This is a genomic window from Phaeobacter sp. CECT 5382 (genome assembly GCF_001457775.1).
GTDB lineage: Bacteria > Pseudomonadota > Alphaproteobacteria > Rhodobacterales > Rhodobacteraceae > Pseudophaeobacter.
This window is the reverse complement of the sequence record NZ_CYSG01000013.1, coordinates 1-26,591: the sequence shown is the minus strand read 5'-3', so window position 1 is coordinate 26,591 and position 26,591 is coordinate 1. Positions and strand designations below refer to the sequence as shown.

Genomic DNA, 26,591 nt, shown 5'->3' with positions numbered 1-26,591 from the left:
GGTTTGGTGTTTTCACCTTGGGGCGGGGTTGCCCGGCGGCGTAACAATTAGATAAAAACGATTTTCTGCGGGTAATCGTTTTTCTCCGAGAAAATCAGCTGTGTTCGGATCAACCCTCTGTATTGTCAATATTTTTTCCGCACTGTCCGTCGGCTCTCCGTGGATCTTTCATGTGAAAGATTTCCTGCCGAAATCGTCATTTTCAGGCGTCGGGCCAGGTCTGGAAGCTTGCTGATATTGCCCGACAGATCGGCTCCCAAAGTCCCGCCAATCTTGGCCAATAGCCCCCTCACCTCTTCAAGCGTCTTATTGGCGGCGCGGAAGTCTGCATTGACCCGCGCAAGCGCTTCTTTGCGCGCCGTCTCGAACATCGCGCCCCATCCGCAGCGGAACGCCTTTGCAATGCGCGATGCCCCTTTGGGTGAACGTTGCGCATGTCGCTGCGCCCGCAAGAACACTTCGTCCTGCTCACGCCCTTTGACCGGAGCCAACGCCCCCTCAGCGGTTTGCGCAACAGGATCGACCGCGCCCTGCGCCACTGCCTCGGTGATTTCAATGATGGTCTCTGCCTCCGCCGCTTTCTCTTCGACGACGGCCGAGCGGGTCTCAAGGTCACGCTCACGCTTGGCCAGCTCAAGGTCCTTCTTGCGCCGCCAGTCGCGTGTTTTACTGTGCATCCGCTTTGGAGGCGGTGTCTCGCCCTTGGCGATGGCCTCGCGGTATGCCGCCTTACGCCGTTCCCCACGGTCAAGACCTATCTCGGAGAACCATTCGCCAACGCTATCTTGGGCGTGCTCATAATCTTCGATCACATCAAACTTGGAAGGCTGCAGCATCAGCCGGGTGGCGATGACTTTTTTCTCGCCGGTCTTTTTGTCCGTTCGTGTCATCTCAACCTGCACGCGCGGCATGATCACAGCGTGAATGTGGTAGGCCTCTTCATCAAGGTCTGCGCGGGCGTGGATGACATCATCGCCAAATGCATCCTTCAGCCAGGCGATGGACCGCTCTTCAAAATCCGCAATCCGTTGATTGTGCTCGACGCCTTCGCCAAATACAGCTGCGGGGTCAGCATCGAACCACGCCTTGTTGACCGTCAAGATCATCTCGCGCATCGGCCCGTGCCGCGTTGGCCGCCAGGGGTTGTGCGGCCCTTCTGCCAAGCGTTTCTGAATGTCTTTTTTGCGCTTGCGCTGCTCCAGGGCTTCCAGTTCTGCCGCAAAGTTCTGCGCCTTAATAGCTGCGATCTCCGCCAAGGCATTGGCAGCCCAGTCCTCGCCTCCGATCAGCAAGCGATTTGGCGCTGGCGGATGTTCAAGAATGTGGCCGATGTCACCGCCGACCCGCTTGCGGTGTTTCTCATAGCCTGCGAGGTGTTCAGGCCCGATGCCCTCAAAGCACAGGACAACCGGGTAGCGTGTTTCGAAGTGTGAACCATCCATTTTATCATCTCCTTGGTGGTGGAGACGAAAAAATGGTTATGCGGTTTTCGAGACCATAATTTGGACACGTCGAAGCTTTCAGGTGAAAGAAATCACCTCAGAGATGGACTGACATGGGCCGGTCAAACGCAGGTGGATTCGGCGGGAAGCTGAAGTTCGCTGCATTTTGTGTGAAGGTCTGGAATGTTCGGCAAACTTCCAATGCGAGGACGCAAGATCTGGTCAGGAACGAGGTAAACGCTGATGCCGTTTCATCCATACACCTCGTATTGGATGCGCAATGTCGATGCGGGTTTGATCACTCGGGCAATCAATTGCCCGTTGATTGGGGCACCATGCCTACCTGCCATTCCGCGACAAAGCGCACAAACAACAGCGTCAGGCTCTCGCGGCGGGAGGTGTCCGGCCAGACGGCGAAGATGCCCAGCGGGAGCAACCGCCAGTCCGGGAACAGGCGCACCAGTTCGCCCGCGGCCTCGCCCCGGGCGGCGAGGTGTTCGGGCAGGACCGTCGCGCCGAGATTCTGACAGGTGAAGTGATAGAGCGCGTCGACGCTGTCGACCTCCAGACGGGTCTGACCGAGGATTTTTACCTCCGTACCGTCAGGGCCAACCATTTTGGTGTATTCGGAGCGATGCCGGTAGCGGATCCAGTCCCAATCCTCCATCCGTGACGGATGCGCGGGTCGCGGGCGCGTCGCGGCGTAGTCTGCCCCCACCACCAGCGCCCGGGGGCTTTCGCCCAGCTTGCGCGACATCATCGAACTGTCGTCCAGCCACCCGGCCCGGATGTTCACGTCATACCCATCCTCCAGCAGATCCGTGCGCCCGTCGGTGAAACAGACCGAAAGCGCGACCTGCGGGTGCCGCCGGACGAATTCGGCCATGGCCGTGGCCAGCGAAGATGAGGACATGAAGGCCGGCATCGACACGCGCAGCGCGCCCACCGGTTCCAGCGACAGGGCGTTGAGTTCGTTCAAGCCGTTTTCGGCGCTGCGCAGCATCTCCGCCACGCGGGCATAAAACATGCGCCCTTCGTTGGTCAGTGCGATCTTGCGTGTCGTTCGATACAGCAGCGTCACGCCAAGGAACGCCTCAAGCTCTGACAGGGTCTCGCTCACACGCGACGGGGCCAGACCGATGGCCTTGGCCGCCGCCCGGAACGACCCCTCGTCGACGACCCGCGCAAAGATCGCCATGTGGCGCAGATGCTCGATCATTGTTCCGCCTGCCCGAATTATGACTTCCGCAAAGGGTGGATACCCGGATCAATGCGGCGGGGATAGATGTATTTTGCAACACGAAGGAACGACACCATGAAGGCCAGCACATTCTTCACCACCGAAAACGCCCCACGCTATCTGGGCACCCTCTGCAAGCATTTCGGCCACAAGGTTCCGGTCACCCAGGAGCCCGGCGCAGGCCGCATCGAACTGCCCTTCGGCCGGTGCGAACTGCGCGCGGATGCCACGGGGCTGGGCCTGACCGCCACGGCCAGCGACCGTCCCACGCTGGACAGGATCATCGACGTCATTTCCAGCCACCTCGACCGCTTTGCCTTTCGCGAAAATCCCGAGCTGACATGGACCTTCACCGAGGGCGCCAAGGCCTGAGGACCGCCCGCTAACACCCTTTCACCCCAGGACATGTCCGAACGCGCCCCATCCCGGAGCGCGACCAGAGAGGGCATGTCCAGAACACACCCGAGGAGACCACAATGAAACTCACCCAACTCTTTGCATCGGCGGCAATCGTCGCGACCCTGCCATTTGCGGCGCAAGCCGACAGTGCAGACACCAAAGCCTTCGTTCTCGAAGCACTGGAAAACACTCTGCTGGCGGGCGACGTGTCGGCGGTCGATCAGTATTTCGCCGAGGATATCATCCAGCACAACGAGTTGTTCGCCAACGGCATCGCGGCGCAGAAAGGCGTCATCGGCTTTCTCGCCGGTAATGACAGCTTCAAGGCCGAGTATGTGCGCGTCATCGCGGATGATAACCTCGTCGCCGTGCATGCCCGCTATGAGGGCTTTGGCGAAACGCCGATGATCGCGTTCGACGTGTTCCGCGTCGAGGACGGCAAGATCGCCGAGCACTGGGACAACCTGATCCCCGAGCAGCCCGCGAACCCCTCAGGCCGCACCCAGATCGACGGCGCGACCGCGATTTCCGACCTGGACAAGACCGAGGCGAACAAGGCCAAGGTCGAAGAGTTCATCACCAAGGCGCTGATCGAGCACGAACAGCTCGATTACACCAAATACATCAACCCCGCCAACTACGCGCAGCATAACCCGATGGTGGCCGACGGTTTGGAAGGCTTCGGCGCCTTCATGGCCGAGATGGCCAGCCAAGGCATTACCATGGATTACACCGAGATCCACCAGGTGATCGGCGAGGGAAACTTTGTGCTGACCCTGTCCGAAGGGGCTTTGGGGGGTGAGCCGACCGCCTTCTACGACCTCTTCCGTCTCGAAGACGGGCTGATCGTCGAGCATTGGGACGTCATCGCGCCGATGCCCACCCCCGATGCCCCGCATAACGAAGCCGGCAAATTCTGATCGCAACCCGGCACCCGGGCCAGTTCTGGGTGCCAGCACGGAGCAAGACATGAACCGCAGAACCCTACTGAAAACCTCGCTGGGCGCGACGCTCGCGATCATCGTTGGACAACATGCAGGAGCACAGACAATGGACGAACAGACAAAAGCCAGCTTTGACACCGTCATGGCCTTCATGGGCGCGATGGGATCGGGTGACATGGAGACCATGGGCAGGCTGATGGCCGATGACATGGTCTGGCACAACGAAGGCGACGCCACCCTGCCGTGGATCGGCGGCGCGGAAGGCAAGGAAAACGTCTTCGCCTTTCTCGGCACGTTCTCCGAGAATTTCCAGACCACCGCATGGGAAAATACCGATGCATTTGGCTCGGGCGATACGGTCGCCGTCTTCGGCAAGATGAACGGCATCACCCCGCATTCCGGAAAGGAAACCGGCCCATTCACCTTTGCCCTGCGCGCCAAGGTCAAAGATGGCAAGGTGATCCTGTGGCATTGGTTCGAGGACAGCTTTGCCGTCAGCCAAGCCTACCACGGCTGACCTGCCCACCCTTGGCGGAGCCGCGCTATCCCGCGGCTCCGTCCACCCGCATTTCAGATAAAGGACAGACCATGACCTATGCCGTCACCGCCGTCTCGGGCCATCTTGGCCGCGCAATCGCCAAAAAACTCATCGCCCTGCCGGACGGCACGCCCGTCATCGGGCTGGCCCGCAGGCCCAGCAAGGTCACCGACCTTGGCATCGAGGTGCGCCCGGGCGATTATGACCAACCGGAGCAGTTGCAGACCTCGCTGGCCGGGGTCGACGCACTGCTGATCGTCTCCGGCATGGCGGCGCCCGAGGATCGCATCCAGCAGCACCGTAACGTGATCAATGCTGCCCGTGCGGCGGGGGTGCAAAAACTGGTCTATACCAGCATCATCGGCCCCGAGGAGGGCACAGGCTTTTCCCCCGTGGTGCAGAGCAATCGCCAGACCGAAGAGGATATCAAGGCCAGCGGTCTTGACTGGGCCATCGGGCGCAACGGCATCTATATCGAACCCGATATCGAATATATCGACAGCTATAAGGCACGCGGCGAGATCGCCAATAGCGCCGGTAACGGCAAATGCGGCTACACCACAAGGTCGGAGCTGGCCCATGCCTATGCCACCCTGCTGACGCGTGACGACCTGAACGGAAGAACGTTTGATCTGAATGGTACGTCGATCACTCAGTCAGAACTGGTCGCATACATGAACCAGACCTTCGGCACCGACCTGAACTACCGCGAAATGACGCCCGAAGCCTTCGTCGCCGACCGCAGCGCCGAGCTTGGTGACTTCCTCGGCCCGATCATCGGTGGGATCTATGAAGGCATCCGGCAAGGTGTCTATGACCGTCCCGGTGATTTCGAGACAGTTGTCGGACGCCCGCATCAATCCTGGGAGGATTATTTCACGTCGCTTGGTGCCTGATCGCGACGGAAAGACTGCGTCTCGGCGTACAACAACTAACTACCCGGATCTCTTTGCTGTAAACGTTACGAAAGGTGACCGACATGTTGCCACGACTCTCTCCCTATTGGCTGTGGGCGCTATTGGCGCTGCCCGGCATTGGAGTCTTTGCAGGCATTCACAACGCTACCGATGCAGATGCCATTCACGCTGCTCTGCATCCCACCGGTGAATTCGGCGCGCGGTTCATGATCATTGCCATGCTGGCGTCACCACTGGCGCTGGTTTTCAGGGGTTGGCGTGGGCCGCGTTGGCTGAAAAAGAACCGCCGCTATTTTGGCGTTGCCGCCTTCTTTTACGCGCTGGCGCATACGGTGTTGTACCTGATCGACCTGGGCACGGTGCAGAAGGTCATGGCGGACCTGCCGAAACTCTACATCTGGACCGGTTGGGTCGCCTTCCTGATCTTTGTGCCGCTGGCTATCACTTCGTCGGACTACTTCGTGCGGAAGATGGGCCGCAACTGGAAGACACTTCAACGCATGACCTATGCCGCGGCGGTTCTGACGCTGCTGCACTGGGCGGCACTGCATGACTGGGGTGGGCTTGGCCCGGCGCTTGTTCATTTTGTCCCGCTCGGGCTGCTGGAGGCCTACCGCGTCTGGTATTGGTACCTGCGCCCAAAGCCTGTGCAACCGACGTGACCGAAAGTGACCGGGCGACCCTCGTGGGCCGCCCGTGATTATTCAGACGCGCTGGACTTTCAGTTTTGTCTTCAGATCTGTCTTGCAAAAAGCATGCAGGAAACAGGTTTGCTCCGATATATCCAGCATTTCGCGCGCGACATCGTCGCTCTCACCTGTCTCTAGGTAGACATGGGTTTCAAGCGGATCCGCCTTACCGGCCTCGCCGGTTCCGCCCGAGGCTCCCCCGAGGGAAAAATGACTGTCTTGAACAATCCGGTAATCATTCAGATCAAGATTGAGCATCTTCACGAACCGCCCGAACTGCGTCATGAAGCAAAATCCGATCCCGGCGCTGATATAGGTGTTGGCATCCGGCGCGCGGCCTTGCCCTCCGTTTTCCGGCGCCTCTTCCGAGATGAAATTGAACGAAGTCCCATGTGGAGAATACTGCAGTTGGACGATCTCCTTCATTCCGTCCTCACGCAGGGTACATGTCGCGCCGATGTTCAGCGTCCTGTTCTGCTCGTTTGCCAATGATGATCCCGCGGTCGCTGTTCCGCCGGTGACTGGCTTTTTGGGAGTGATCCCTTCGGGCCAGGACAGTCGCTCAATCGCGGGGTCCGAAACGGGGCGCGCTTTTGAAAAATGATCGCCGGGATCGGGGTACACCGGCCCTTTGATGCGTAGCGCTTTGTCCGGTTCCAGTTCGACCCCGTTTTTGGACAGGGAGAAAAGGCTTTCAAGGTGCCCCCGCATCAATCCGTTCAACGGTGAGGCGTGGACTGCATTCATGAGAAACTGGTTCAGAGCCGCATCGTCCAGATCGCAATCGATCTCGACCAGCAGTTCCACAGGCAGCGCGCCGCCCACCATGGTGCGTTTCGGCATGGAACCCGACATGGTGTAATAATTGTCTTGCGTCAGCTTCAGCTTGCGGATCGTAACGCCCTGCTGCTTCGCCAGCGCGGTGATCTCGTTCATGTAGCTGGCGACCATCCCGGCGCTGAGGAAGGCCAATGGGCAAGGCGCTTCATCGTGCCCGTCCAGATACGGGCCTTCATCAGATGCCAGCCGCCAGACCTTGCCGGTTCTGGACGACGCCACCAGTGCCTCTTTTTGGAAGACCGACAGGGACCGCACCCATGTGCGCAGGCTGTCCCCCATGCGGGTCTCGGGCGGGACGATGCCCACGTCCGCGGCGTTGAGCAATTCGAAGAAAAGCGGCTTACCGCTTTCGGCAAGAATATTTGGCCCCTGTGGCATGGGGTGTCCTCCTTGTGGATGATGATGACGGGGCGATCAGTGCGCGCCCCCGGAAAAGGCGATCAGATCGGCGACGGTCAGATTTGCGTCGCGCTTTTCGAAAATTCGGATGTACTCGATCATGGTATGCGAATGTTCTCGCATCATTCCTTCGGCACGCACCGCATCACCCTTCTCAATGGCCTCATAGAGTACCTTGTGTTGAGCGTTGCCCAACCGCAGGCGAAACAACCCACGTTCGAGCTGTTCAGGGGTCTCGAACACCGCGCGGTCGAAGACCATCGAGCCGACTGCCAGCATGGGCAGATGACTGATCTGTTCGCACGTGTAGCCGACGTAGTTGTTGCCGCAGGCTTTCAATATGGTGCTGTGGAACTGACGGTTTGCCGCCTGCATCTTGCGGATCATCTCGTCATTGACGCTGCCAGTCTCGATCAGCGCGTCGATTGTTTCGATGGCCTGGGCCATGTCGGGCAGGTGATCGGCACGATCGGACGCCTGTGCCATCAGGCGTGCTGCAAGGCTTTCGAGGTGTCCCCGAACCTGTACGGCCTGAAGAATGTCGTCAACGCTCGGACTATGAACGATATACCCGCGTCCTTCGTTCCTTCGGATAAGGCCCTCGCGCTCAAGCAGACGCAGGGCCAGCCGCACTGGCGTGCGTGAGACGTTGTGTGTTTTGCAAAGCTGCGCCTCGGACAGGCGTTCGTCCTCGGCATAGGTGCCGGTGATGATGTCGTTCCGAATGCGCGCGGCGAGTTCTGTATCAATTGAATCCATGAACGCATTCACTCCACTTGGGATCCCAAAGTCAAGGCGTTATAGTATTGAGATCCAAAAAATTGCAGAATTTGCTTGATTTGGGATCCCAAAAGAGTGTTTCCTACCGATGACACGACGAGAATCGGTCGCGGTGGGTGGTGCTGTTTCGAGGTTGGGATCCCAAATGCACCGTCGCATCGTAAATCCATCAAGGGAGGACACTATGACTTTTGCACGCTTTACTTCCGCCTTGGCACTTGCTGCCGGGCTTGCCATTTCTACACAAACCGCCAGCGCAGAGGAGCTATCTGTTGCGACCTTTGTGCCACCGCAGCACCATTCGAACACGGTAATGTTCAAATGGTTCGGGGAGGAACTTGAGAAACGCTCGGGCGGAGATCTGACAATGAAGCTATACCCAGCGGGTCAACTGGGTGCCGGTCCTGTTCAGCAATACAAGCGTGCCGTCGAAGGCGTGGCTGACATAACATTCGGCGTCTCGGCCTATACGCCAGCGCTTTTCCCCAAGACCATGTTGATGATCCCGCCGGGCAAGGCCGAAACCTCGCACGAGGCGACGGAACGGCTGCTGGCCGTTTTCGATGAACACCTTGCAGACGAATACGAAGACGTAAAGGTGATCGCCCTGACCACCGCCGCCGGAATCGGAATTGCCGCCACCCGTGACGTGTCGACCATGGACGGTCTGCAAGGGGCCAAAGTGGTCCCCTATGCCGCGCTGACCACTCCGATCATCGAGGCAATGGGGGGCGTGCCGGTACAAATGCCGGTGACAGAGATGTATACCGGCCTGTCAACCGGCACTGTTGACGGGGCCTATTCCACCTACAACAACATGACGCCGCCGTGGAATTTCTGGGATGTCGCCTCGCATTTCGTGACCAACGTCCCGGTGCAACACGCCGTTATTTTTGTCGTGATGAACCGCGAACGCTACGAAGGGTTGAGCGACGAACACCGTTCCATCATCGATGAATTGGCTGGCGAAGCGGCGTCCTTCAAGCTGGCAGAAGGCTTTGACGGGGCGGACGAAAAGTCGCTGTCTATGATGCGGGACACCACCGGCAAGAATTACGAACTGGTCGAGGTATCTGCCGAAGAGCGCGCCAAGATGGACGCAGCGGTGACCAAAGGCCTGAAGATGATCTTTGCCGACTACGCTGATCGCGGCATCGACAATGCAGAAGCGATTTACAACGCCATCAACCGCTAAGACCGGCGTCGGGGCCGCATGGCCCCGAGCCACCTCAGAGAGGGGAATCCAATGATATTCAACCACAGGCCCCCCGGCGTGACCGGGCTTTTGGATGCAGTCCTGTCCTGGGTCGCATTGATCGGCGGCGGACTGACGCTGGCCTTTATGACACTGTTTTCGGTCTGGAACGTGCTGATCATGCGCAAGGCGCTGAACAACCCCATCGTCGGCGCCGAGGATCTACTGGTGCTGTCGCTGGTTGCGGTCGTCGCGCTGGCGATTCCGTTTGGCGCACGAAGCGGTGCACATATCGAGATCGAGGTATTGGAAAGCGCCATGTCGCAGGGTTTTGCCCGCTGGTCGATGATCTTCGTCAAACTGCTTGGCCTCGCGCTGCTGGTCGTCATGGCGCAGCAGCTTTGGCATGCGGGCGACAGCGCCGAACGGTTTGGCGAGACGACACAGCAACTGCTGATCTCGTACCAGCCATTCTATTACATGCTGGCGATTTCGATCGCCCTTTATGCCGTGGTGCTGGTGCTGGACATTGTTCGACTGATGAGCGGTCGCGCGGTCTCGCTGCTGCGGATCGACGGTGACTTGCAATGATTGACATGACCGTCCTTGGCCTTTTGGGCTTGCTCACTCTCTTCGTCCTTCTGGCTCTGAGGATGCCCGTTGCCCTGTCGATGCTGGGGGTTGGTTTCGTCGGCACCATCATTGCCAATGCCAACAAGTTCATCAACGTAGGCATGGGCGCGGACCAGGCATGGGCGCGCGGGTGGAAGATCGCCTATTCCAACCTTGCCGGGGAAACCTTCGAGGCCGCATCGAATTTCAATCTGCTCGTGATCCCGATGTTTGTGCTTATGGGAAACCTTGCCGGAGTATCGGGCATGTCGAATGATCTGTTCAACGCGGCCTACCGCTGGATGGGGCATCTGCGCGGCGGGCTGGCCTCGGCCACCATTGCGGCCTGTGCGGGCTTCGCGGCTCTGTCCGGATCTTCGCTCGCCTCTGCCGTCACCATGGGCCGCGTCGCCCTGCCGGAAATGAAGCGGTACAAGTATTCCGACAGCCTTGCCACGGGGGCGGTCGCTGCGGGCGGCACGCTTGGGTTTCTGATCCCGCCGTCGGGTGGCATGATCATCTACGCCGTCCTGACCGAGCAGAGCATCGGGCGGCTGTTCATGGCGGGCGTCTTTCCGGGCATCATCCTGACGCTGCTGTTCATCGGTGCGATATACATCGTTGTGTCACGCAACCCAGAAGCCGGGCCGCGCGGCGAACGCTCTGGCCGGGCCGAACGCATGGCCTCCCTCGGGCGCGCCGCACCAATCCTTGGTGTTGTCCTGGTCACTATCGGAGGCATGTACACCGGGTTTTTCACCCCGGTAGAGGCTTCGTCGGTGGGCGCGTTCTTCACGCTGCTGATCGCCATCTGGCGCCGGTCTCTGACGCTCAGCGCAGCGCGGACGGTGATCCTGCAAACCATGAACGCCACGGCAACGGTGTTTCTGATCATCATCGGGGCCTTCGTTTTTATCCCCTTCATGTCGCTGACCGAACTGCCTGCGGATCTGGTCATACTTCTGACCTCGCTGCCGATTGGGGACGTCGGCGTGCTGCTGGTCATCATCCTTGCCTATATGTTTCTCGGCATGTTCCTGGAAAGCATGGCGATGCTGGTGCTGACCATTCCGGTCGTGATCCCCATCGCCATCGGCCTTGACTGGGACCTGATCTGGTTCGGGATCATCATCGTGATCGTGCTTGAAATGGGCATGATCAGCCCGCCGGTCGGCATCAATGTTTTCATCGTGAAATCCATCGCGCCCGATGTACCGATGAGCACGATCTTTCGTGGGATCTGGCCTTTCTGGTTCGCAATGGCGGCGATGATCGGTCTTCTCATCCTCTTCCCTCAGATCGCGCTTTTCCTGCCGCAGACGATCGTTGGCGGATAGCAAAACACAGGACACTCGAAATGGACACCAAGACAGACATCAAATCATTGCAGCATTTCATCGGCGGAGATTGGGCAGACGCCGCAGCCTGTGAGACCTTCGAGGTGCTCAACCCGCTGGACGATAGCCCCTATGCCCGTGCGGCGCGGGGCAGCGCAGAGGACATGAACCGCGCCGTTGCCGCCGCGAAATCCGCATTTGTCAACTTTCGCGACACCCTGCCAAAAGAGCGCGAGCGCTGGCTGCTCCGCGTGGCCGAGATCATGGAAGACCGTAAGCAGGAGCTGTTGGATTGCCTGATCGACGAGATTGGTTCGCCCATCCAGAAGGCGATGTTCGAATTTGACAAGGGTCTGACCATGGTGCGCGCGGCCGCTGGCATGTGTCGTAACGTGCGGGGGGAAACCTTTCCTTCGGACCGGCCCGGCACATTTTCCATGTCGGTACGGGAACCGCTGGGCGTGGTTGCGGTCATCACGCCTTTCAACGTGCCGCTGATCAAAACGACGCGCCTTGTCGCCAACGCATTGGCCGTTGGCAACACCGTCGTGCATCTGCCGTCAGAGATGGCACCGCATCTGACGGTATTGTTTGCCCAGATCGTGGCAGAGGCTGGCTTCCCCAAGGGGGCCTACAATGTGGTTACAGGTTACGGGGCAGAGATCGGTGATGCTCTGACTGGCCACGAGGATGTGGATTTCGTGACTTTCACGGGGTCAACGGTGGTCGGCCAACACATCGCCGAGATCTGCGCCCGCAACAAGACACCCAACACGCTGGAACTGGGCGGGAAAAGCCCCACCCTGATCCTTGCCGATGCGGATCTGGACAAGGCGGTACCGCTGGCGGCGCGGTCGATCTTCATGTTCGGTGGGCAGGCCTGCATCGGCTCCAGCCGGTTTTACGTCGAACGCCCGATCTACGAGGCGTTCGTCAACCGGTTTGCCATGATCGCAAGCAAGGTCAGTATGGGCAACCTGCGCGACCCGAATACCGTGATTGCGCCGATCATCTCGGATAGACAACGCCAAAGAGTGAAGGATCATATCGCCGATGCAGTCGCCAAGGGGGCGACTGTCACTGCGGGCGGCGAATGGGAAGGCAATCGGTGCCAACCGACACTTTTGACCGGCGTGACCGAAGAAATGACACTTTGCAGGACCGAGACCTTTGGACCGGTCACTGCAATTTATCCCGTCGACAGCTATGAAGAAGGTTTGGAAAAGGCCAACGACACCGAATACGGTCTGTCGTCTGCGATCTTTACCAAAGACATCGACCGCGCCTTCCATTTCGCCCGCAACATCGGCGCCGGCATGTGCCACATCAACGGCCCCACCATCCATGACGAGGCGCATGTGCCCTTTGGCGGCAATGGCGAATCCGGCGTGGGCCGCGAAGGTACGGATGCCGACATGGAAGCGATGACAGAACTGAAATGGGTCACGGTGCAGCTATGACATTCACACTTTATCACCACGGGTCCTCTGTCTGCGCCGCCAAGGTACGGTTCGCGATGGATGAAAAGGGGCTGCCTTGGGATGGAGTCTATATCGACATCCTCAAGGGTGAGCAGTTCACGCCTGAATACCTTAAGCTGAACGCCAAGGGCGTCGTGCCGACGCTGATGCATGACACCACCGTCATTCCCGACAGCACGGTGATCATCGAATACCTCGACCAGATTGCACCCGAGACATCCGTCCACCCCACCGACCCGTGGGAAAGGGCGCAAGCGCGCTATTGGACCAAAGCCGTGGACGAGGACCTGCACCCGGCCTGCGGCGCGGTCACCTTTGTCTGTTCGCACCGTCACACGGTGCTGAAAAATCTTGGTGAAGACGGCGTGAAGACGTTCCTCGCGTCCACCCCCAAGGCCTCGGTCACGTCGAACTGGAAGGATCTCAAGGACAGCTACGTCCGCTACGGTTTCGATGCTCCGGGGGCTGCGGATAAGGTCCGGCTCTATGATAGCTATCTGCACAAGATGGAGGACGCGCTGGACGGCAATGACTGGCTGGTTGGCAACAGGTTTTCGATCGCCGATATCGCCATGACGCCCTACGTCAATCGCCTTGCCATGATGTCTATGCGTGGGTTGTGGGAGGGCGAAAGGATGCCCAATGTCGAAAAATGGTTCGCACGGATTGGGGCACGCCCGAATTTCCAACGGTGCCTGATCGACTGGGTGCCCGAAGACCTGACAAACGATCTGCGAAACAACGGCGCCAAGAGCTGGCCCGAGGTCGCAAAGATCCTTGAAATCGAAATTTGAACAAGGCCTCAAGCTGCGAAGCGATAAGGCACCAAAGGAGGAGGAACCCATGGGACGACTGACAGGAAAGACCGCCGTCATCACCGGTGCTGCACAGGGCATCGGCGCATTGATGGCCAAAGCGATGGCGGAACACGGCGCGCAAGTTCTGGTGACGGATGTGCAGGACACGGGGGCCGCCGTTCAGGCGATCACTGATGCGGGTGGAGTCGCGCAGGGTATGAAAGTCGACGTTACCAACAATGATGACCTTGCCGCTATGGTCGAGGCAGCCAAGGCCATGGGCGGGCTGGACATCATGGTCAACAACGCCTCGATCTTTGCCACGCTGACGCCCAAACCGTTTTTCGAGATCACCGACGAAGAGTTCGACACGATCATGCGGGTCAATGCGCGGGGCGTGCATCAGGTCATGCGCGCCATCGTTCCGACCATGATTGCGCAGGGCGGCGGCAAGGTCGTCAATATCGCGTCCGGTACCTTTTATTACGGCCCTCCGGGCTTATCGCACTACACAGCCTCAAAAGGTGCGGTCATCGCGCTGACCCGCTGCCACGCGCGCGAGTTGGGCGACAAGAACATTCAGATCAACGCCATCGCCCCCGGTCTGACCGAAAGCGAAGGCTTGCGTGGTAATTCCGGTTTCGACATGGCACGCGGCCCCACCGTCGCAAGCCGGTCAATCAAGCGTGACATGCTACCCGAAGACCTGCTGGGCACCCTGCTTTACCTTGCATCATCCGACAGCGATTTCGTCACCGGCCAGACGTTGAACGTCGATGGAGGCAAGGTGAACACATAACGATCAGCGCCCGGCATACCAGGCTACAGTGGCTCTAAACCGGCCATTGTTTTCACTCAGCACGAACGGCAAATCCGGGCCGTAAGTGACTTGTATTCCTGTTCAAAGCGCGGGTCATTTACTCACTAAGCAGCTCGCACTCCGGCCCTTCGGTTCTCCGTTCGAGCTGCGCGTTCGCCAGGGACGCGCCCCTGGACCCTGGCCGCCTGCGGCGGCCTTAGGAGACGTCCAACTCTCCCAAACCCTCACGGGGCTTTCAGCCCGAGAAAGGGAGGTTTCGCCCACCCCTTTCATCCCCACTCGCAGGTAGGCACTCGCCGAGCCCCCCCCTGCACCCCTTGGCAGCCTGTCCAGCTGGGACCAAAGAGGGGCCTTCCCCTCTCTGGACACTCCAAGGCAAGGACCACTCGCCGTCTATCCCTGCACCCTGTCCCGCGTCTCCGACGGTAAATCCGAGAGCATCATAAGCGCTTTCGGCCTACACCGGCCTTCCGATAGGGGGCTCAAGTGCTGCGGTGCGGCCCGTCGAAGGAGACATTGCTCTTTCAGCATTAAAAGAAGGGTAGCTCGCAAAGGCTTGCGTGATCCATATAGCCTCCCCGTTTGACGTCGATGGCATCACCTACGCGGCATTTGCTGTCCACCAGAGCGAAGCCGATCATTGTTTGCGCGCGGCGCGACCACGCTCCGCAGGTCATATGCCCGATGCGCTGGCCGTCTTTCAGCAGGTCATACCAAATCGCGTGACCGGGGTGGCGTTCCGAATTGTCCAGCACGATGCCCAATTGCTGACGCTTGATCCCCTCGGCTTTGATCTGTCGCAGGGCTTTGATGCCGACCACATCGTCATCAAGGTCAAGATCGACGTATTTCCCCAGCCGCACCTCGAACGGATTGGTTTGATCGTCCGTGTCGCCGCCATAGGACAGCAAGCCGCTTTCGATCCGCTCAATCGGATTGGGGTTGCCGGGGCCAATGCCCCAGGGTTGGCCGGCTTCTTTGACGATGTTCCACAGTTCAGTGCCGCGGGAGCCGTCGCGCAGGTAGATCTCAAAACCGCCCTGCTTGGAATAGCCCGACCGCTGGATGATCAGCGGGATGCCGTTGAGTTCCGCCGGGGCGAACCAGAAGTATTTCAGCGCGCGCACCCAGTCGCCGAACACCGCTGCAACCACGTCCTCGGCTTTGGGGCCTTGCACCGCCATGGGCGAAACGTCGGGCTCGCAAATCTGAACCTTCAGGCCGCGTTCAGCAGCAATGGCGCGTGCCCACATCAGGATATTGTTGTCCCCAATTGAGAGCCAAAAGGTCCCGTCCTCGTGTTTCAGGACCACGGGGTCATTGATCAGCACACCGCGATGGTCACACATCGGGATGTATTTGCCCTTGCCAACGTCAATGGTCGAAAGGTCTCGTACGGACATAAGCTGCACCAGATGCGCGGCATCTGGTCCCTTGATTTCCACCTGGCGCTCAACGCTGACATCCCATTGGGACACGCCGTTCATCAGCCGGTCATATTCAGCATCCGGGGCGCCATAGGACACCGGCATGAGCATCGAGTTGTAAGGAGAAAAGGCGGTGACCCCCGCCTGAATTGTGGCCTCGTAGAAAGGCGAGACGCGCAGACGGGTGTTGGGTCCGATTTCAGCCATAGCAAGAGCCTCAGTTATCGAGATTGGCGGCATGGAGGGCCGCCTTTTTCAGAAGATGGGTTAAAGACTGACGTTCATCGGCGTTGAGATTTCCCAAGACCTCGTCCTGTCTGCGGCTGAGATAGCCGGATATCTTGTCATGCAGTTTGCGCCCCGAGGAGGTAATGCGCAGCCGTGCCTGACGCCCATCATGCGGATCGGGCGCGCGGTCAAGATACCCCTCGTCGAGCATCCTGTGTACCGCACGACTGATCGTGTTGCGCGGGCGACGAGATATGCGGGCAACCTCCTGCGCCGTCAAAACATCAAAATGCGACAGGCAGGCCAGCAGGATGTATTCGGCGCGCACAAGCCCGAAGTCCTTTTTGATATCGGCATAGGCCGGGAACACAATGGCATTGGCCAGATAGGTGATCCGATAGGCTTCGGGATATTCGATGGTATCGAATATCTGCATCAGATCTGGGGTATTTACATCGGTCATTTTTGTGCCTGTCGATTCTTTCCCTGCCGGATTTGCTATTGCCAGCGGTCATCTTCTTAGCGCATGTTGTTCCAAATGGAACAATAAAAACGACCCTCCCTTGTCGCAAGTGAGCCAGATGACCGAGACACGTCAAAAACTAACTCTGCCCGAGCTGGCGCAGAAGAAAGCCGCAGGCGAACGGCTGGTCATGGTCGCCGTCGGCGAAGTGCTGACCGCAACATGGGCCGAGCGCGCAGGCGTCGATATTGTCGGTGTGGGCGACAGTCTGGGCATGACGTTACATGGCCATGAAAACACCCTTGCGATGACCGTTGATCAGATGATCATGCACACGCAGGCGGTCCGGCGCGGGGCGCCCAATACGCTGTGCCTCGTGTCTATGCCCTACGGCTCCTACGCGACGCCCGAGCTGGCGGTCACAAACGCGGTGCGCATGATGAAAGAAAGTGGCGCCGACGCGCTGAAGCTGCAGCTGGGCCGCGAAGGCGCGCATATCATCGGCGCTGTCGCAGATGCTGGCGTACCGGTGATGAGCCATGTCGGCCTGTTGCCGCATAAGGTCCACCAGATGGGCGGTTTCAGAATGCAGGGCCGCACGGCTGAGGCCGCGATGGAGATCGTCGAGAATGCGCGCGCGATAGAAGCGGCTGGCGCCATCGGCCTTGAGATCGAAGCCATGCCTTACGAGGTTGGCAAGGCCGTGGATGAGGCCGTGGACATCTTTACCTTTTCCATCGGCGCAGGCGCGGCGGGCACCTGTCAGCTGCTGAATGGCTACGACCTGCTTGGGGCTTTTGACACCTTCAAGCCAAAGTTCGCCAAGCGCTATGCCAGCCTTGCCCAGGATGCGACAGATGCCTTTGCGGCCTATGCCGAGGATGTGCGGTCAGGGCGTTTTCCGGACGCTGACCACAGCTATCGGATGAAACCCGAAGAAATCGAGCGGTTTGCCGCGCTGTTGAACAGGGAGGATGCGACATGAAAGACGATGCAAAGCGGACAAATGGCCAGACCATTCCCAACGGGATGCTGGAGGACAACTATCCCCGCAACATGTGGTGGGTCGCCGCCCACCGCGATGAGGTGACGACAAAACCACTGGCCCGTTGGCTGCTGGAGACACCCGTCGTTCTGTACCGTCTCGAAGATGGCACGCCTGCGGCGCTATATGACCGCTGTCCGCATCGCTGGGCGCCGCTCAGCGAGGGCCATGTGGAGGGTGACAAGATCATCTGCCCCTACCACGGGATGGAGTTCAACACCGCCGGGCGCTGCACCAAGGCGCCGACACAGCATATGAAGCCGAAGACGGCCGAAATCCCATCCTTCGCGGTGCGCGAGGCCGGGGCCTACATCTGGATCTGGATGGGCGACAGGGAGGCGATTGACTGCGACCCGCCCGAGGTGGGCTACCAGACCGATCCCGGCTGGACGCCGGTCCATGGCTATTATGAAGTGGCCGCAAACTGGGTGCTGATCCGCGAGAACGTGCTGGATCTGACCCATATCGCATTCCTGCACAAGAATACCTTCAAGCAGGATGACTGGATCACCGCGCCAGACACCTACATGGATGGCGAGACGATCTGTTACGAGCAAGAGTTCGACCTTGCGCCGCTGTCGCCGCTGTTTTGTGCCGGAATGGGGCTGCCCGAGGACAAGCCGATCAAACGGGTGCAGAAGGGCCGGATGCCATCGCTGGCGATTTCCTTTTCCGATTGGAACGTCCACGACCCCGCCCCGGAAGAGGGGCGGCAATCAGATTTCATCGTGCGTGGGTGCCATATCGTGACACCGGCACAACGGGGCAAAACGCATTATTTCTGGATGGCGGCGTTTGATGTGCCCAGCCTGACGGATGAGGTGGCAGAGAAAACCCGCAAGAGCGTAACCGCCGCCTTTGACGAGGACAAACACCTGCTGGAGAAACTCCAGGCGAGTGTCGAGGCCGACCCAAAGGGCCTGGACTTCCTGGAAGTCACTCTGGGGGCTGACGGAGCTGGCATAAAGGTGCGCCAGATCCTGAACAAGAAGCTCAAGGCCGAAGGCCGGGCACTTATGCGGGGTTAAGCGGAACGCACGTTCTACGAAAAGACAAAAGGCCTTTGGTTGCACAGAAATCGTAGTTCTTGTTGTCCGCTTTATCGAGGATTGCGAATTCATGCGGCATTCGCGGCGAACGGCAGCTCTCCGCCCATGGTGTCGATCAACTCGAACGGCCCATACCAGTCACTCGACGTGGTGCTGTCATGCTGCGGTAGCAGCCCGCATTGCCGACATTCGCTGCGCCAGCAAAACTGAGGGTTTAGTCAATTCACACTGAGCGGGACGAAGTGAGAATTCGCCGAATAGCAACTATCGGCACACCGTGGCAGCCGATCCAGCGAAGTCCGCAACGCCACATTCGCCTCTACGAGACGCACTCGGCGATAGTATGGCATGTTTGAGAAAGCCCGACATGCGAGAATTCAGCACGTTATTTGCGCGCTGAAACTCGGAGCACGCACCCTAAGGGGGGGGCAATTCCTGTTCCAGGTGATCAAGCAACTTTCGGGCCAGGCCATGGCGGGATGCATTGGGATGCCAAACGACATAGAGGCCCGGTTTGCTCATCTCCCAGTCGGGTAGAAGTTTCACCAGACGTCCTGCATCGATGTCTTCCCGTACAGCGAATTCCAGCATGGCGGCGACCCCGGAACCGGCCAGAGTGAACGCGACAAGAGCTGCAGAGCTATCCACGGAAATCTGATCCTCTCCGTGGACGGTGACTTTCCCTTTGCTGGGATGGGTCACAAGCGTCTCGTCCGGTATCGCGTCCAGCCGGATGAACTTCCAACTCTCCAGATCAGCAGGCTCTTTGGGTTTCCCGTGGCGGGCGACGTAGCCGGGACTGGCCACAAGGCACCTAGGAACGTCGGAAATTTTCCTGGATTTCAGGGTGCTGTCCCTGAATTGTCCGATACGAAAAGCCAAGTCTATACCATCTCGGACCAAGTTGCTCTGGATGTCCGAGAAACTGATGCGCAAGGCGATGCCCGGGTAAAGATCGGCGAAGGACGTCAATTCGCGGATCATGATCGGATTGTTCAGAAGCTCGGGCATAGCCACGCGGATCACACCAACCGGTTCACTGGAAATATCAGAAAAGGCTCCAAGTCCCTCCTCAGCCGAGGCGACCATTCTTTGCGCCGATCCCAGCAACTTTACCCCGTCAGGGGTTAGCGAAAAGCTGCGCGTAGAGCGATAGATCAACGCCGCGTCAAGTCTCGTTTCCAGATTGGCGACGTGCTGGCTGACCACCGAAGGCGATAGGCCAAGAATGCGCGCAGCCCCTCGGAAGGAGCCGGTTTCAGCAACCTTGGCAAAGATGGCCATCGCGCGGATCTGGTCAATCATACTGTTCGAATTCCAGAACAATGAAGTTCATCAATTCGTATTTCTCACTACTCTGGAAGTCAATATACTGGAGGTGAGACGATGAGCGAGAGGTCATAGAGGTCATCATGAAGTCAGAAGCACATATCGAGACGCCAAAGTCGGAGCGCTACCTCAAGCAGCTCTGCAAGCATTTTCAACACAAGGTTCCAGCCGATTATGACGACCAAAGCGGTTGGGTCGAACTGCCGATGGGGCGCGCGGAGTTGCTGGCGAACGGGTCATCGCTGACCTTGTCGCTAACAGCTCAAACATCCGAGCAATTGGAGCAGATGCAAGACGTGGTTCAAAGACATCTGGAGCGTTTTGCCTTCCGAGAAGACCTTGATATCACGTGGAAACCAGAGCCGTCCCAGTGAGTCAGCTTGGCTAGGAGAGCGGTCAGCCCGCGCCCACAAATGCAACCACCTTCTGTAAGATGAAAAGGAAAAGACAATGAAAACCCGGACACTTGCGCTGATGAGCGCCGCCTCCCTCGCCGCGCTTTCTACGATCGCATTCGCCGAAGAAGCATTGGTTGATCATCTGGTCGTAACCCGGATCGAAGGCAGCGCAGCGCCGACGGCGCTTGTCCCGACTGCCGCCGCCCCGCGCGACGGCGCGATCACCGAAAATGTCCTGTCGGTGTCAGAACGCATTCTTGTTCCCGACAACCCCATGCTGAAATACACCACAGTGCAGCCGGTGGGTGCCGAGGGCTTTAGCGCCTGGCAGCTTGCCAGTGATGAAGGCGGCGTCGAACATGAGCAGCTTGCTCCTAATCCGTTGAGCTACCTGACCTCTGGGATCTCCGCGAACCTCTATACAAGCCTGCAGCGTGCAGCCGAGGTGATGGATTTATCGATTGACGACATGAAGGTCGAGGTTCAAGTGTTCTATCGCTATGACGTCCCGGGAACCCGTGACTGGGACGGGTTCACCGATAAGGTCATCGCCAATATCCTGATCGTCAGCGACGAGCCTCCCGAAAAACTGACCGAACTAAAAGAGATGGCACTGCGCGGCTGGGTCGCTGGTGAGGGGCTGGCCAATGATACCGAGATCGAGACCGCACTCGCCGTGAACGGTGCACATTGGGAACACAAAGGCGCTGTGCCCGGCAACGTCCCCGATCCGGTCTCGGTCGACAACGGCATGACACTGTCGCACAAGATCCCGACTCCAAGCCCGGAAAGTTTCACGCTGGGCAAAGATCTGGACATGTTGATTTTCCAGAGCGCCCCTGATGTCGTGGAATTCTCGGTCGTGGCCATCGTCACTTCCGCTGGTGACGCCGAACAGCCCTATCTTCAGAAAATCAACGTTCGGGCCTTGCAGCAGGGCTATACCGGATGGGAACTTTTTGCCGATGACAGTTATGGCGCGACGCGCACCGACAAGGCGCCGACCTCGCTCGACTACCTGACCGCCGGAACTTCACACTGTCTGATGACGCAGCTGGCTGCTGTGCCCATGGCCTTGCAGCTAGATATTGACGACTACCGGGTCGAGCACCAGTTCAACTATCGCCAGGACGGGTTTATGACAGCGGATATGGCGGGCTTCACCGACAACGTGCAGACGCGGATCGTGGTGAACAGCTCTGAGCCCCGGGAGGCGCTGGAGGAGTATTTCAGCCTGTCCCTGCGAGCCTGTTTTGCCGGGGACGCATTTGAGAACAAAACCCCGATCGAAACGGGGTTTTATGTGAATGGTACAGTGGTGGAATAGCACAGATCTCGGGCGGCGGGTGCCAAACCCGGTATTCGCCGCCCGCTTCCCCGCCAGAATAGGAGAAACCCCCATGAAATCCCGACTGATCCTCTCCGGCGGTGTCAGCCCGGTCGAAAACCAGCCTGGGTACCTGCAAAACATCACCTGATTCTTGCCCTCGCGGCACTATCTCGCCCTCGCCGAAAGCGTTCTGTTGCGAACCGTCGGCCTTGATGTGGTCTGGCCAAAGATCGTGACAATCGCCGGGCTCGGTGCCGTGTTCTTGGTTGTCAGTCTCCTCCTCTTCCGCCGCTCTATCGAAGCGGGCGGCTGAGTGGCCCTCCACGGGGTCACGACAGCCGTTCTTTGCGCGTCGAAACGTTGATGCGAACCGGCAAGCCTGCGTCGCATGTACGTCATTGGAGCGCAGGTGACGTAAGCCCGCATTGTTCGCCATAGGGCCAACGCTTGCCCAATCTCCGCTGCGCCCGGCCTCAAAGACCGCATAGCGACCTGCCGAGCAGCGTGAATTTTGGCGCAGTTTCGACAAGGTAGGCGCTGTAAGCGCTCGCGGCAATGACTCGACACTCTCGGTTAGGGCTCTGAAACGACCTGCCGCAGCGCAGAACGAGATCATATTTCGACGCTGCCGGAATGTCGGCTTCCGACTTTCCGACATGTCTGTCTCGCACTCGCAGAGAAGGTCCGGAATCCGCCCTTCCTTCCTCTCGTTCCAAATTTGACGAGAGGGTCACCCTCTCGCCGCTCTCCCTGTTCTTTTAGCCTCCCGTTTTGCTGCGCGTTTTTTGTGACGCGCAGCAAAACGGGAGGCCTTTTAGGTTTCCAAAGCTGGTGTCGATTTTCAATCACATCAATGGAGATCCCAGATGTATTACTCCCCCCAATCCTTCGTGCCGGACTTCGACTGGAAAGACCTCGTCGAGCGTGGTGAGGTTGTTCTGTTCGCCTTTCCGACCAACGAGGATGCCGAAGGTCCGGCAGAGCAGCCCAAGCGGCGCCCCTGCCTCGTGCTGGATGTCTTTGAGCTGAACGGCACCAAGTTTGTCGAACTCGCCTATGGCACCTCCGCCCGCACCAAGGCCAACAGAGGATATGAGGTCCGCGTTGGAAACACTGCCTCCTGCCACGCGGCGGGGCTGGATCGCCCCTCCCGCTTTGTTTGTGCCCGCCGCGTGATCGTCAGTGTCAACCATCCCGGGTTTGAGGGCGACGAGGAGCGCAGCCCCCTCATTGGCCGGCTCGATCCGCCCCTGTTGGACCGTATGAACGACGTGCGCGCCCGCCTGCAGGCCGAGGCAGACATCAAGGCCGAGGCCCGGCGGGAGCGTCGGGAGGAACAGGCGCGAAGGCTACGCGAAGAGCGCGGTTTCCTGGAGCGGAACCGCGCATCTCGCGCAGCCATCACCCCCAAACTCAAAGGAGGTCTCGTATGACCCACCAACTTCTGCCCATTACATATGACAATATCGAAGCCATCGCCGCGGCAGCTTTTGCCAAATCCCGTGACTGCATCACGGCGATCAGGATGGACGTGCTGCACAACATTCAACCGCTGGAACGCGTCGGCATTGAGCGGCTGATCAAGATCATCGAAGCCCGCCAGATCTTCAAGCCAGAGATCCTGGAGGAACTGGACGTGCAGATGGATTTCCTCACCCGGGAGATCGACAAGGGCACAACTGTGCATCAGCACCGCGACTATGATGAGTGCAACGTTTCGGCACCTGCCTGCTGGCAGGAGACGCGCACAACAGCGCGGGCGGATGAGCTGGGCCGCGCAATGATTATGTTCTTCGAGCTCTACGAGACCCTGCAAGCCGTGCACGACCTGATGCACGCGCAGGAGGCTTTGGACGCGTTGCGTCAGAGCCTTTGATTTTCAGAGACACGCGGGCTTAGACACCCCGCGTCAGGCGCGCTGGCGATCCTTCTGCTGCTACAGATGTCAGCGCGCCGCCCAAACAGAGACGCCCGCACAGATCCTCTCTGTGCGGGCGTAAACGACCAACCGTAGCAGGCCACCGATCTCATCTTGTTGTTGGTTTTTGTGTGTCCACAACCGAAGGAGAAGCGAATGACCCTCACAAATCTGATCGACCTGTTGGCCGAATGGCTGCCCGATGGGCGACGCATCGGACGCGAATGGGTGGCACTGAACCCCACCCGTGCGGATCGCTCCCCCGGCTCGTTTCGGATCAATATGGACAACTGCCTATGGGCTGACTTTGCCACGGACGACAAAGGCGGTGATGCAATCAGCCTCTTTGCCTACCTGAATGGGTTGCAACAGGGGCAGGCTGCACGGGCACTTGCACAACGTCTGGGGGTTCAGGCATGAACACCTTGCAAGACCTACGACACCCCTCTGCGGGTCGCGCTGATACACGGCACATCTACACTGATACGACTGGCGCGCCTATGCTGGTCGCCAATCGGTACGAAGGTAACGGCAAGGGCAAATTCTTCCTGCCATATGATGTGACCAAGGACGCGTGGAAAGCACCACTATCCCGCCCAATCTATCATCTGGATCGGATTGCACAGGCTCAACCTGATCAACCCGTAATCTGGGTAGAAGGTGAGAAGTGCGCCGACGCGCTCGCAGCTTTGGGTTATCTGACCTCAACCAGTTTTGGCGGCAGTAAAGCGCTGGCAAAAACTGACCTGTCTCCTTTGGCGGGCCGAACCGTGATAATCTGGCCAGATCACGACGAGCCGGGACATGCCTACGCGGCTAAACTGGCAGAAGATCTTGTGACCTTACATAGCGCAACTCCGCTAATCCTGCCGATCACAGAAGGCCTTGTTAAAGAGCATGATCAAACCGGGATCATTCCTAACTACCTACCTAAGGGCTGGGACGTTGCCGACGCGATTGCCGCAGGCTGGGGGAATGGTGAGATTGACGCCCTCGTCAACAAGACCTTCTGCAATCTGCCGGATGCCACTGCCGTTTACTTAACTAAACGAACCGAGCCAGCCGCGAATGACACGCAGCCCCCTTTAACTAAACGTACGGGAGATACTGCCGCGCAAGTGGACGATCTCGAACTGTGGAAGAACCCGCAGGGCGAGCCCTACGTAACCCTACGCAGGAAAGGGCATTTGGAGAACTGGGCTACAGGATCAAAGGTCTTTCGGGATTATCTGGCCTACGCTCACTACAAGACCGAAGGCAAAGCCCCCTCGAACGCCACACTGGACGACAAGCGCCGGATGCTGGAAGGCATGGCCCGCTTTGAGGGCGAGACCCACCCCGTCTTTAGCCGTGTCGCCTCTATCGGACGTACGCTCTACCTCGACCTCGGTGATGATGATTGGCAATCCGTCGCGATCACTTCTGAAGGCTGGCAAGTGGTCAGCCACTCGCCCGCCCGGTTCCGTCGCTCACCAGCCATGCAAGGGCTCCCCAAACCGGAACGTCACCCCGACGGGATCAACCTGCTGCGTGAGTTTCTCAATGTCGGCAGCGAGGATGATTTTCGCATGCTGGTGGCATGGGTGCTTGGCTGCTTCCATCCCAAAGGCCCCTACCCCATTTTGATCCTGTCCGGTGAACAAGGCAGCGCCAAAAGCACCACCGCGCAAACCCTGCGTGATCTGATCGACCCAGCGCAGCCCAGTACCCGCAGCACGCCAAATTCGGAACAGGATTTGGTGATTGCTGCGATGCACAACCACGTCTTAAGCTTTGACAACCTCTCAACCGTTCGTCCCGCCATGGCCGATGCCTTTTGCCGGATCGCAACCGGTGGCGGCTTCGGCACCCGCAAGCTACACAGTGACAGCGACGAAGTCCTATTCAACGCTACCCGGCCCTGCCTGCTGAACGGCATTCCCGATCTGGCAGCACGGCCTGACTTGGCAGACCGTTCTATCGGCATTCACCTGCCAGTAATTCCAGCCGCTAAGCGCAAGACCCTGGGAGCCTTCAACCGCGACTTTGCCAAGGCCAAACCCTTCATTTTGGGCGCTTTGCTAGACGCTGTGTCTTGCGCCTTAGGGCGGATTGACTCTGTGAGCCTCTCAGAAGCCCCCAGAATGGCGGACTTCGCAAAATGGGTGGTAGCCGCCGAACCATCGCTAGGATGGACTCAGGGAGCGTTTCTGGACTCCTACGGGGCAAATCGGAGCCGAAGCGACCAAGCCGCGATTGAAGGTAACCCTGTAGCGCTGGCGATCCTGTCTCTTTTGGATGGCCGTACGCATTGGAGCGGCACGGCAACTGACCTGCGGCAAACCCTGCGGGAACGCTTCCCTGCCATGACTGAAGACAGCCAGAGCTTCCCAAGGTCTGATGCACGATTTGGCGCGGCTCTGCGTAGGGTCCAGCCAGTATTGCGCCGTCAGGGTCTGAACATCAGCTTCAACCGCACCGGCAAAGCTGGAATGAGAATGATAGAGCTGACCAATAGCTAAGACATCCTCCATTGCAAAAACTGCTCATGCGCTCGACCGGCAACGGTCGGGCGCTTTTCATTTCGGCATACTACCTGCTGGCAAAAGTACCTTCACGGCGGCCCCTTTGCTTCCACAGTGCTTCCACAGATCCGGACAGCCCAAACGCAAACGACCACCCGAAGGTGACCGCAATTACCGGTTTGTCTTGAAGTCCCGTTGGCTGACAGTGCTGACAGTGCCGACGGTGAATACGCGTCGGGAGTATGGATCTAAGGAAGCTCAGGATTCCAAAGCCGTTAGATTCGGTGTTTTCACGCCCTATCTATGGTGCTGTTGTTTGCTCCCTGCTGTAGCACCACCGTAGCACCGGGCGTTTGGCGCAAATGCAGAAAGCCACCCGCAGGTGGCTGTAATCGCTTGTTTTGTATGTTTTATATTGGTTGCGGGAGTAGGATTTGAACCTACGACCTTCAGGTTATGAGCCTGACGAG

The 26,591-nt window shown here is 58.8% G+C and carries 26 protein-coding genes; 19 read left to right on the top strand and 7 right to left on the bottom strand.

Annotated features, from left to right (window positions below):
• Positions 1–125: 125 nt before the first annotated feature.
• On the bottom strand, positions 126–1,442 hold the full coding sequence (locus PH5382_RS13910) for a plasmid recombination protein (protein ID WP_058335003.1): 1,317 nt from the start codon (positions 1,440–1,442) through the stop codon (positions 126–128).
• Between the two features lie 310 nt (positions 1,443–1,752).
• Positions 1,753–2,661, bottom strand: a complete 909-nt coding sequence (locus PH5382_RS13905; protein WP_058335002.1) for a LysR family transcriptional regulator — start codon at positions 2,659–2,661, stop codon at positions 1,753–1,755.
• A 96-nt stretch (positions 2,662–2,757) separates the two neighbouring features.
• Here PH5382_RS13905 and PH5382_RS13900 point away from each other — a divergent pair, with 96 nt between their 5' ends.
• The 5 genes from PH5382_RS13900 to PH5382_RS13880 all read left to right on the top strand — a co-directional run bounded on the left by PH5382_RS13900 (position 2,758) and on the right by PH5382_RS13880 (position 6,142).
• Complete coding sequence (locus PH5382_RS13900) at positions 2,758–3,054, top strand: DUF2218 domain-containing protein (protein WP_058335001.1); 297 nt, start codon at positions 2,758–2,760, stop codon at positions 3,052–3,054.
• A 104-nt stretch (positions 3,055–3,158) separates the two neighbouring features.
• Positions 3,159–4,001, top strand: coding sequence for a nuclear transport factor 2 family protein (locus PH5382_RS13895; protein WP_082645677.1), 843 nt, complete (start codon positions 3,159–3,161; stop codon positions 3,999–4,001).
• A 49-nt stretch (positions 4,002–4,050) separates the two neighbouring features.
• Positions 4,051–4,542, top strand: coding sequence for a nuclear transport factor 2 family protein (locus PH5382_RS13890; protein ID WP_231751882.1), 492 nt, complete (start codon positions 4,051–4,053; stop codon positions 4,540–4,542).
• A gap of 71 nt (positions 4,543–4,613) precedes the next feature.
• Positions 4,614–5,459 (top strand): SDR family oxidoreductase, encoded by an 846-nt coding sequence (locus PH5382_RS13885; protein WP_058335000.1) that lies wholly within the window; start codon positions 4,614–4,616, stop codon positions 5,457–5,459.
• Positions 5,460–5,542: 83 nt separating this feature from the next.
• Positions 5,543–6,142 (top strand): protein-methionine-sulfoxide reductase heme-binding subunit MsrQ, encoded by a 600-nt coding sequence (locus tag PH5382_RS13880; RefSeq protein ID WP_058334999.1) that lies wholly within the window; start codon positions 5,543–5,545, stop codon positions 6,140–6,142.
• 42 nt (positions 6,143–6,184) lie between these two features.
• On the opposite strand, the gene PH5382_RS13875 is transcribed toward PH5382_RS13880, so the two are convergent.
• Together PH5382_RS13875 and PH5382_RS13870 are read right to left on the bottom strand one after the other, a co-directional pair.
• A complete protein-coding gene (locus PH5382_RS13875; protein ID WP_058334998.1) occupies positions 6,185–7,387 on the bottom strand; it encodes an OsmC family protein in 1,203 nt (400 codons plus the stop codon).
• A 36-nt stretch (positions 7,388–7,423) separates the two neighbouring features.
• Positions 7,424–8,167 (bottom strand): GntR family transcriptional regulator, encoded by a 744-nt coding sequence (locus PH5382_RS13870; RefSeq protein ID WP_058334997.1) that lies wholly within the window; start codon positions 8,165–8,167, stop codon positions 7,424–7,426.
• Between the two features lie 205 nt (positions 8,168–8,372).
• Here PH5382_RS13870 and PH5382_RS13865 point away from each other — a divergent pair, with 205 nt between their 5' ends.
• Genes PH5382_RS13865 through PH5382_RS13840 form a run of 6 tightly spaced genes read left to right on the top strand, consistent with a single transcriptional unit; the run spans position 8,373 to position 14,409 of the window.
• Positions 8,373–9,383 (top strand): TRAP transporter substrate-binding protein, encoded by a 1,011-nt coding sequence (locus tag PH5382_RS13865; protein WP_058334996.1) that lies wholly within the window; start codon positions 8,373–8,375, stop codon positions 9,381–9,383.
• A gap of 51 nt (positions 9,384–9,434) precedes the next feature.
• Positions 9,435–9,974 carry a TRAP transporter small permease gene (locus tag PH5382_RS13860; protein ID WP_058334995.1) on the top strand — a complete coding sequence of 180 codons (540 nt, stop codon included), beginning with the start codon at positions 9,435–9,437 and terminating at the stop codon, positions 9,972–9,974.
• Complete coding sequence (locus PH5382_RS13855) at positions 9,971–11,332, top strand: TRAP transporter large permease (RefSeq protein WP_058334994.1); 1,362 nt, start codon at positions 9,971–9,973, stop codon at positions 11,330–11,332. Before PH5382_RS13860 ends, PH5382_RS13855 begins: the two co-directional genes overlap by 4 nt.
• Positions 11,333–11,352: 20 nt before the next feature.
• Complete coding sequence (locus tag PH5382_RS13850; RefSeq protein WP_058334993.1) at positions 11,353–12,792, top strand: aldehyde dehydrogenase family protein; 1,440 nt, start codon at positions 11,353–11,355, stop codon at positions 12,790–12,792.
• Positions 12,789–13,607, top strand: coding sequence for a glutathione S-transferase family protein (locus tag PH5382_RS13845; protein ID WP_231751881.1), 819 nt, complete (start codon positions 12,789–12,791; stop codon positions 13,605–13,607). Before PH5382_RS13850 ends, PH5382_RS13845 begins: the two co-directional genes overlap by 4 nt.
• 49 nt (positions 13,608–13,656) lie before the next feature.
• Positions 13,657–14,409: an SDR family NAD(P)-dependent oxidoreductase gene (locus PH5382_RS13840; protein WP_058334991.1), complete on the top strand. Its 753-nt coding sequence runs from the start codon at positions 13,657–13,659 to the stop codon at positions 14,407–14,409.
• A gap of 551 nt (positions 14,410–14,960) precedes the next feature.
• On the opposite strand, the gene PH5382_RS13835 is transcribed toward PH5382_RS13840, so the two are convergent.
• Both PH5382_RS13835 and PH5382_RS13830 read right to left on the bottom strand, forming a co-directional pair.
• Positions 14,961–16,064, bottom strand: coding sequence for a glycine cleavage T C-terminal barrel domain-containing protein (locus tag PH5382_RS13835; protein WP_058334990.1), 1,104 nt, complete (start codon positions 16,062–16,064; stop codon positions 14,961–14,963).
• Between the two features lie 10 nt (positions 16,065–16,074).
• Complete coding sequence (locus tag PH5382_RS13830) at positions 16,075–16,548, bottom strand: MarR family winged helix-turn-helix transcriptional regulator (protein ID WP_058334989.1); 474 nt, start codon at positions 16,546–16,548, stop codon at positions 16,075–16,077.
• Positions 16,549–16,666: 118 nt separating this feature from the next.
• Here PH5382_RS13830 and panB point away from each other — a divergent pair, with 118 nt between their 5' ends.
• Together panB and PH5382_RS13820 are read left to right on the top strand one after the other, a co-directional pair.
• On the top strand, positions 16,667–17,533 hold the full coding sequence (gene panB, locus PH5382_RS13825) for a 3-methyl-2-oxobutanoate hydroxymethyltransferase (protein ID WP_058334988.1): 867 nt from the start codon (positions 16,667–16,669) through the stop codon (positions 17,531–17,533).
• Positions 17,530–18,621 carry an aromatic ring-hydroxylating dioxygenase subunit alpha gene (locus PH5382_RS13820; protein ID WP_058334987.1) on the top strand — a complete coding sequence of 364 codons (1,092 nt, stop codon included), beginning with the start codon at positions 17,530–17,532 and terminating at the stop codon, positions 18,619–18,621. Before panB ends, PH5382_RS13820 begins: the two co-directional genes overlap by 4 nt.
• A gap of 438 nt (positions 18,622–19,059) precedes the next feature.
• Here the strand turns inward: PH5382_RS13820 and PH5382_RS13815 are convergent, their stop codons facing one another.
• Positions 19,060–19,947, bottom strand: a complete 888-nt coding sequence (locus PH5382_RS13815) for a LysR family transcriptional regulator (protein ID WP_058334986.1) — start codon at positions 19,945–19,947, stop codon at positions 19,060–19,062.
• 107 nt (positions 19,948–20,054) lie between these two features.
• Between PH5382_RS13815 and PH5382_RS13810 the strand changes: the two genes are divergently transcribed.
• The 6 genes from PH5382_RS13810 to PH5382_RS20150 all read left to right on the top strand — a co-directional run bounded on the left by PH5382_RS13810 (position 20,055) and on the right by PH5382_RS20150 (position 26,118).
• On the top strand, positions 20,055–20,345 hold the full coding sequence (locus tag PH5382_RS13810; RefSeq protein WP_058334985.1) for a DUF2218 domain-containing protein: 291 nt from the start codon (positions 20,055–20,057) through the stop codon (positions 20,343–20,345).
• A 76-nt stretch (positions 20,346–20,421) separates the two neighbouring features.
• The gene (locus PH5382_RS13805; protein WP_058334984.1) at positions 20,422–21,696 is read left to right on the top strand and encodes an OsmC family protein; all 1,275 of its coding nucleotides are present in this window, start codon (positions 20,422–20,424) and stop codon (positions 21,694–21,696) included.
• 869 nt (positions 21,697–22,565) lie between these two features.
• Entirely contained in the window at positions 22,566–23,132 is a 567-nt protein-coding gene (locus PH5382_RS13800; protein WP_058334983.1) for a type II toxin-antitoxin system PemK/MazF family toxin, read from the top strand.
• Positions 23,129–23,575 carry a hypothetical protein gene (locus tag PH5382_RS13795; RefSeq protein WP_058334982.1) on the top strand — a complete coding sequence of 149 codons (447 nt, stop codon included), beginning with the start codon at positions 23,129–23,131 and terminating at the stop codon, positions 23,573–23,575. The genes PH5382_RS13800 and PH5382_RS13795 overlap by 4 nt, the downstream gene beginning before the upstream one ends.
• Before the next feature lie 198 nt (positions 23,576–23,773).
• Positions 23,774–24,037: a hypothetical protein gene (locus PH5382_RS13790; RefSeq protein WP_058334981.1), complete on the top strand. Its 264-nt coding sequence runs from the start codon at positions 23,774–23,776 to the stop codon at positions 24,035–24,037.
• Positions 24,034–26,118 carry a hypothetical protein gene (locus PH5382_RS20150; RefSeq protein ID WP_231751880.1) on the top strand — a complete coding sequence of 695 codons (2,085 nt, stop codon included), beginning with the start codon at positions 24,034–24,036 and terminating at the stop codon, positions 26,116–26,118. The genes PH5382_RS13790 and PH5382_RS20150 overlap by 4 nt, the downstream gene beginning before the upstream one ends.
• Positions 26,119–26,591: the final 473 nt, after the last annotated feature.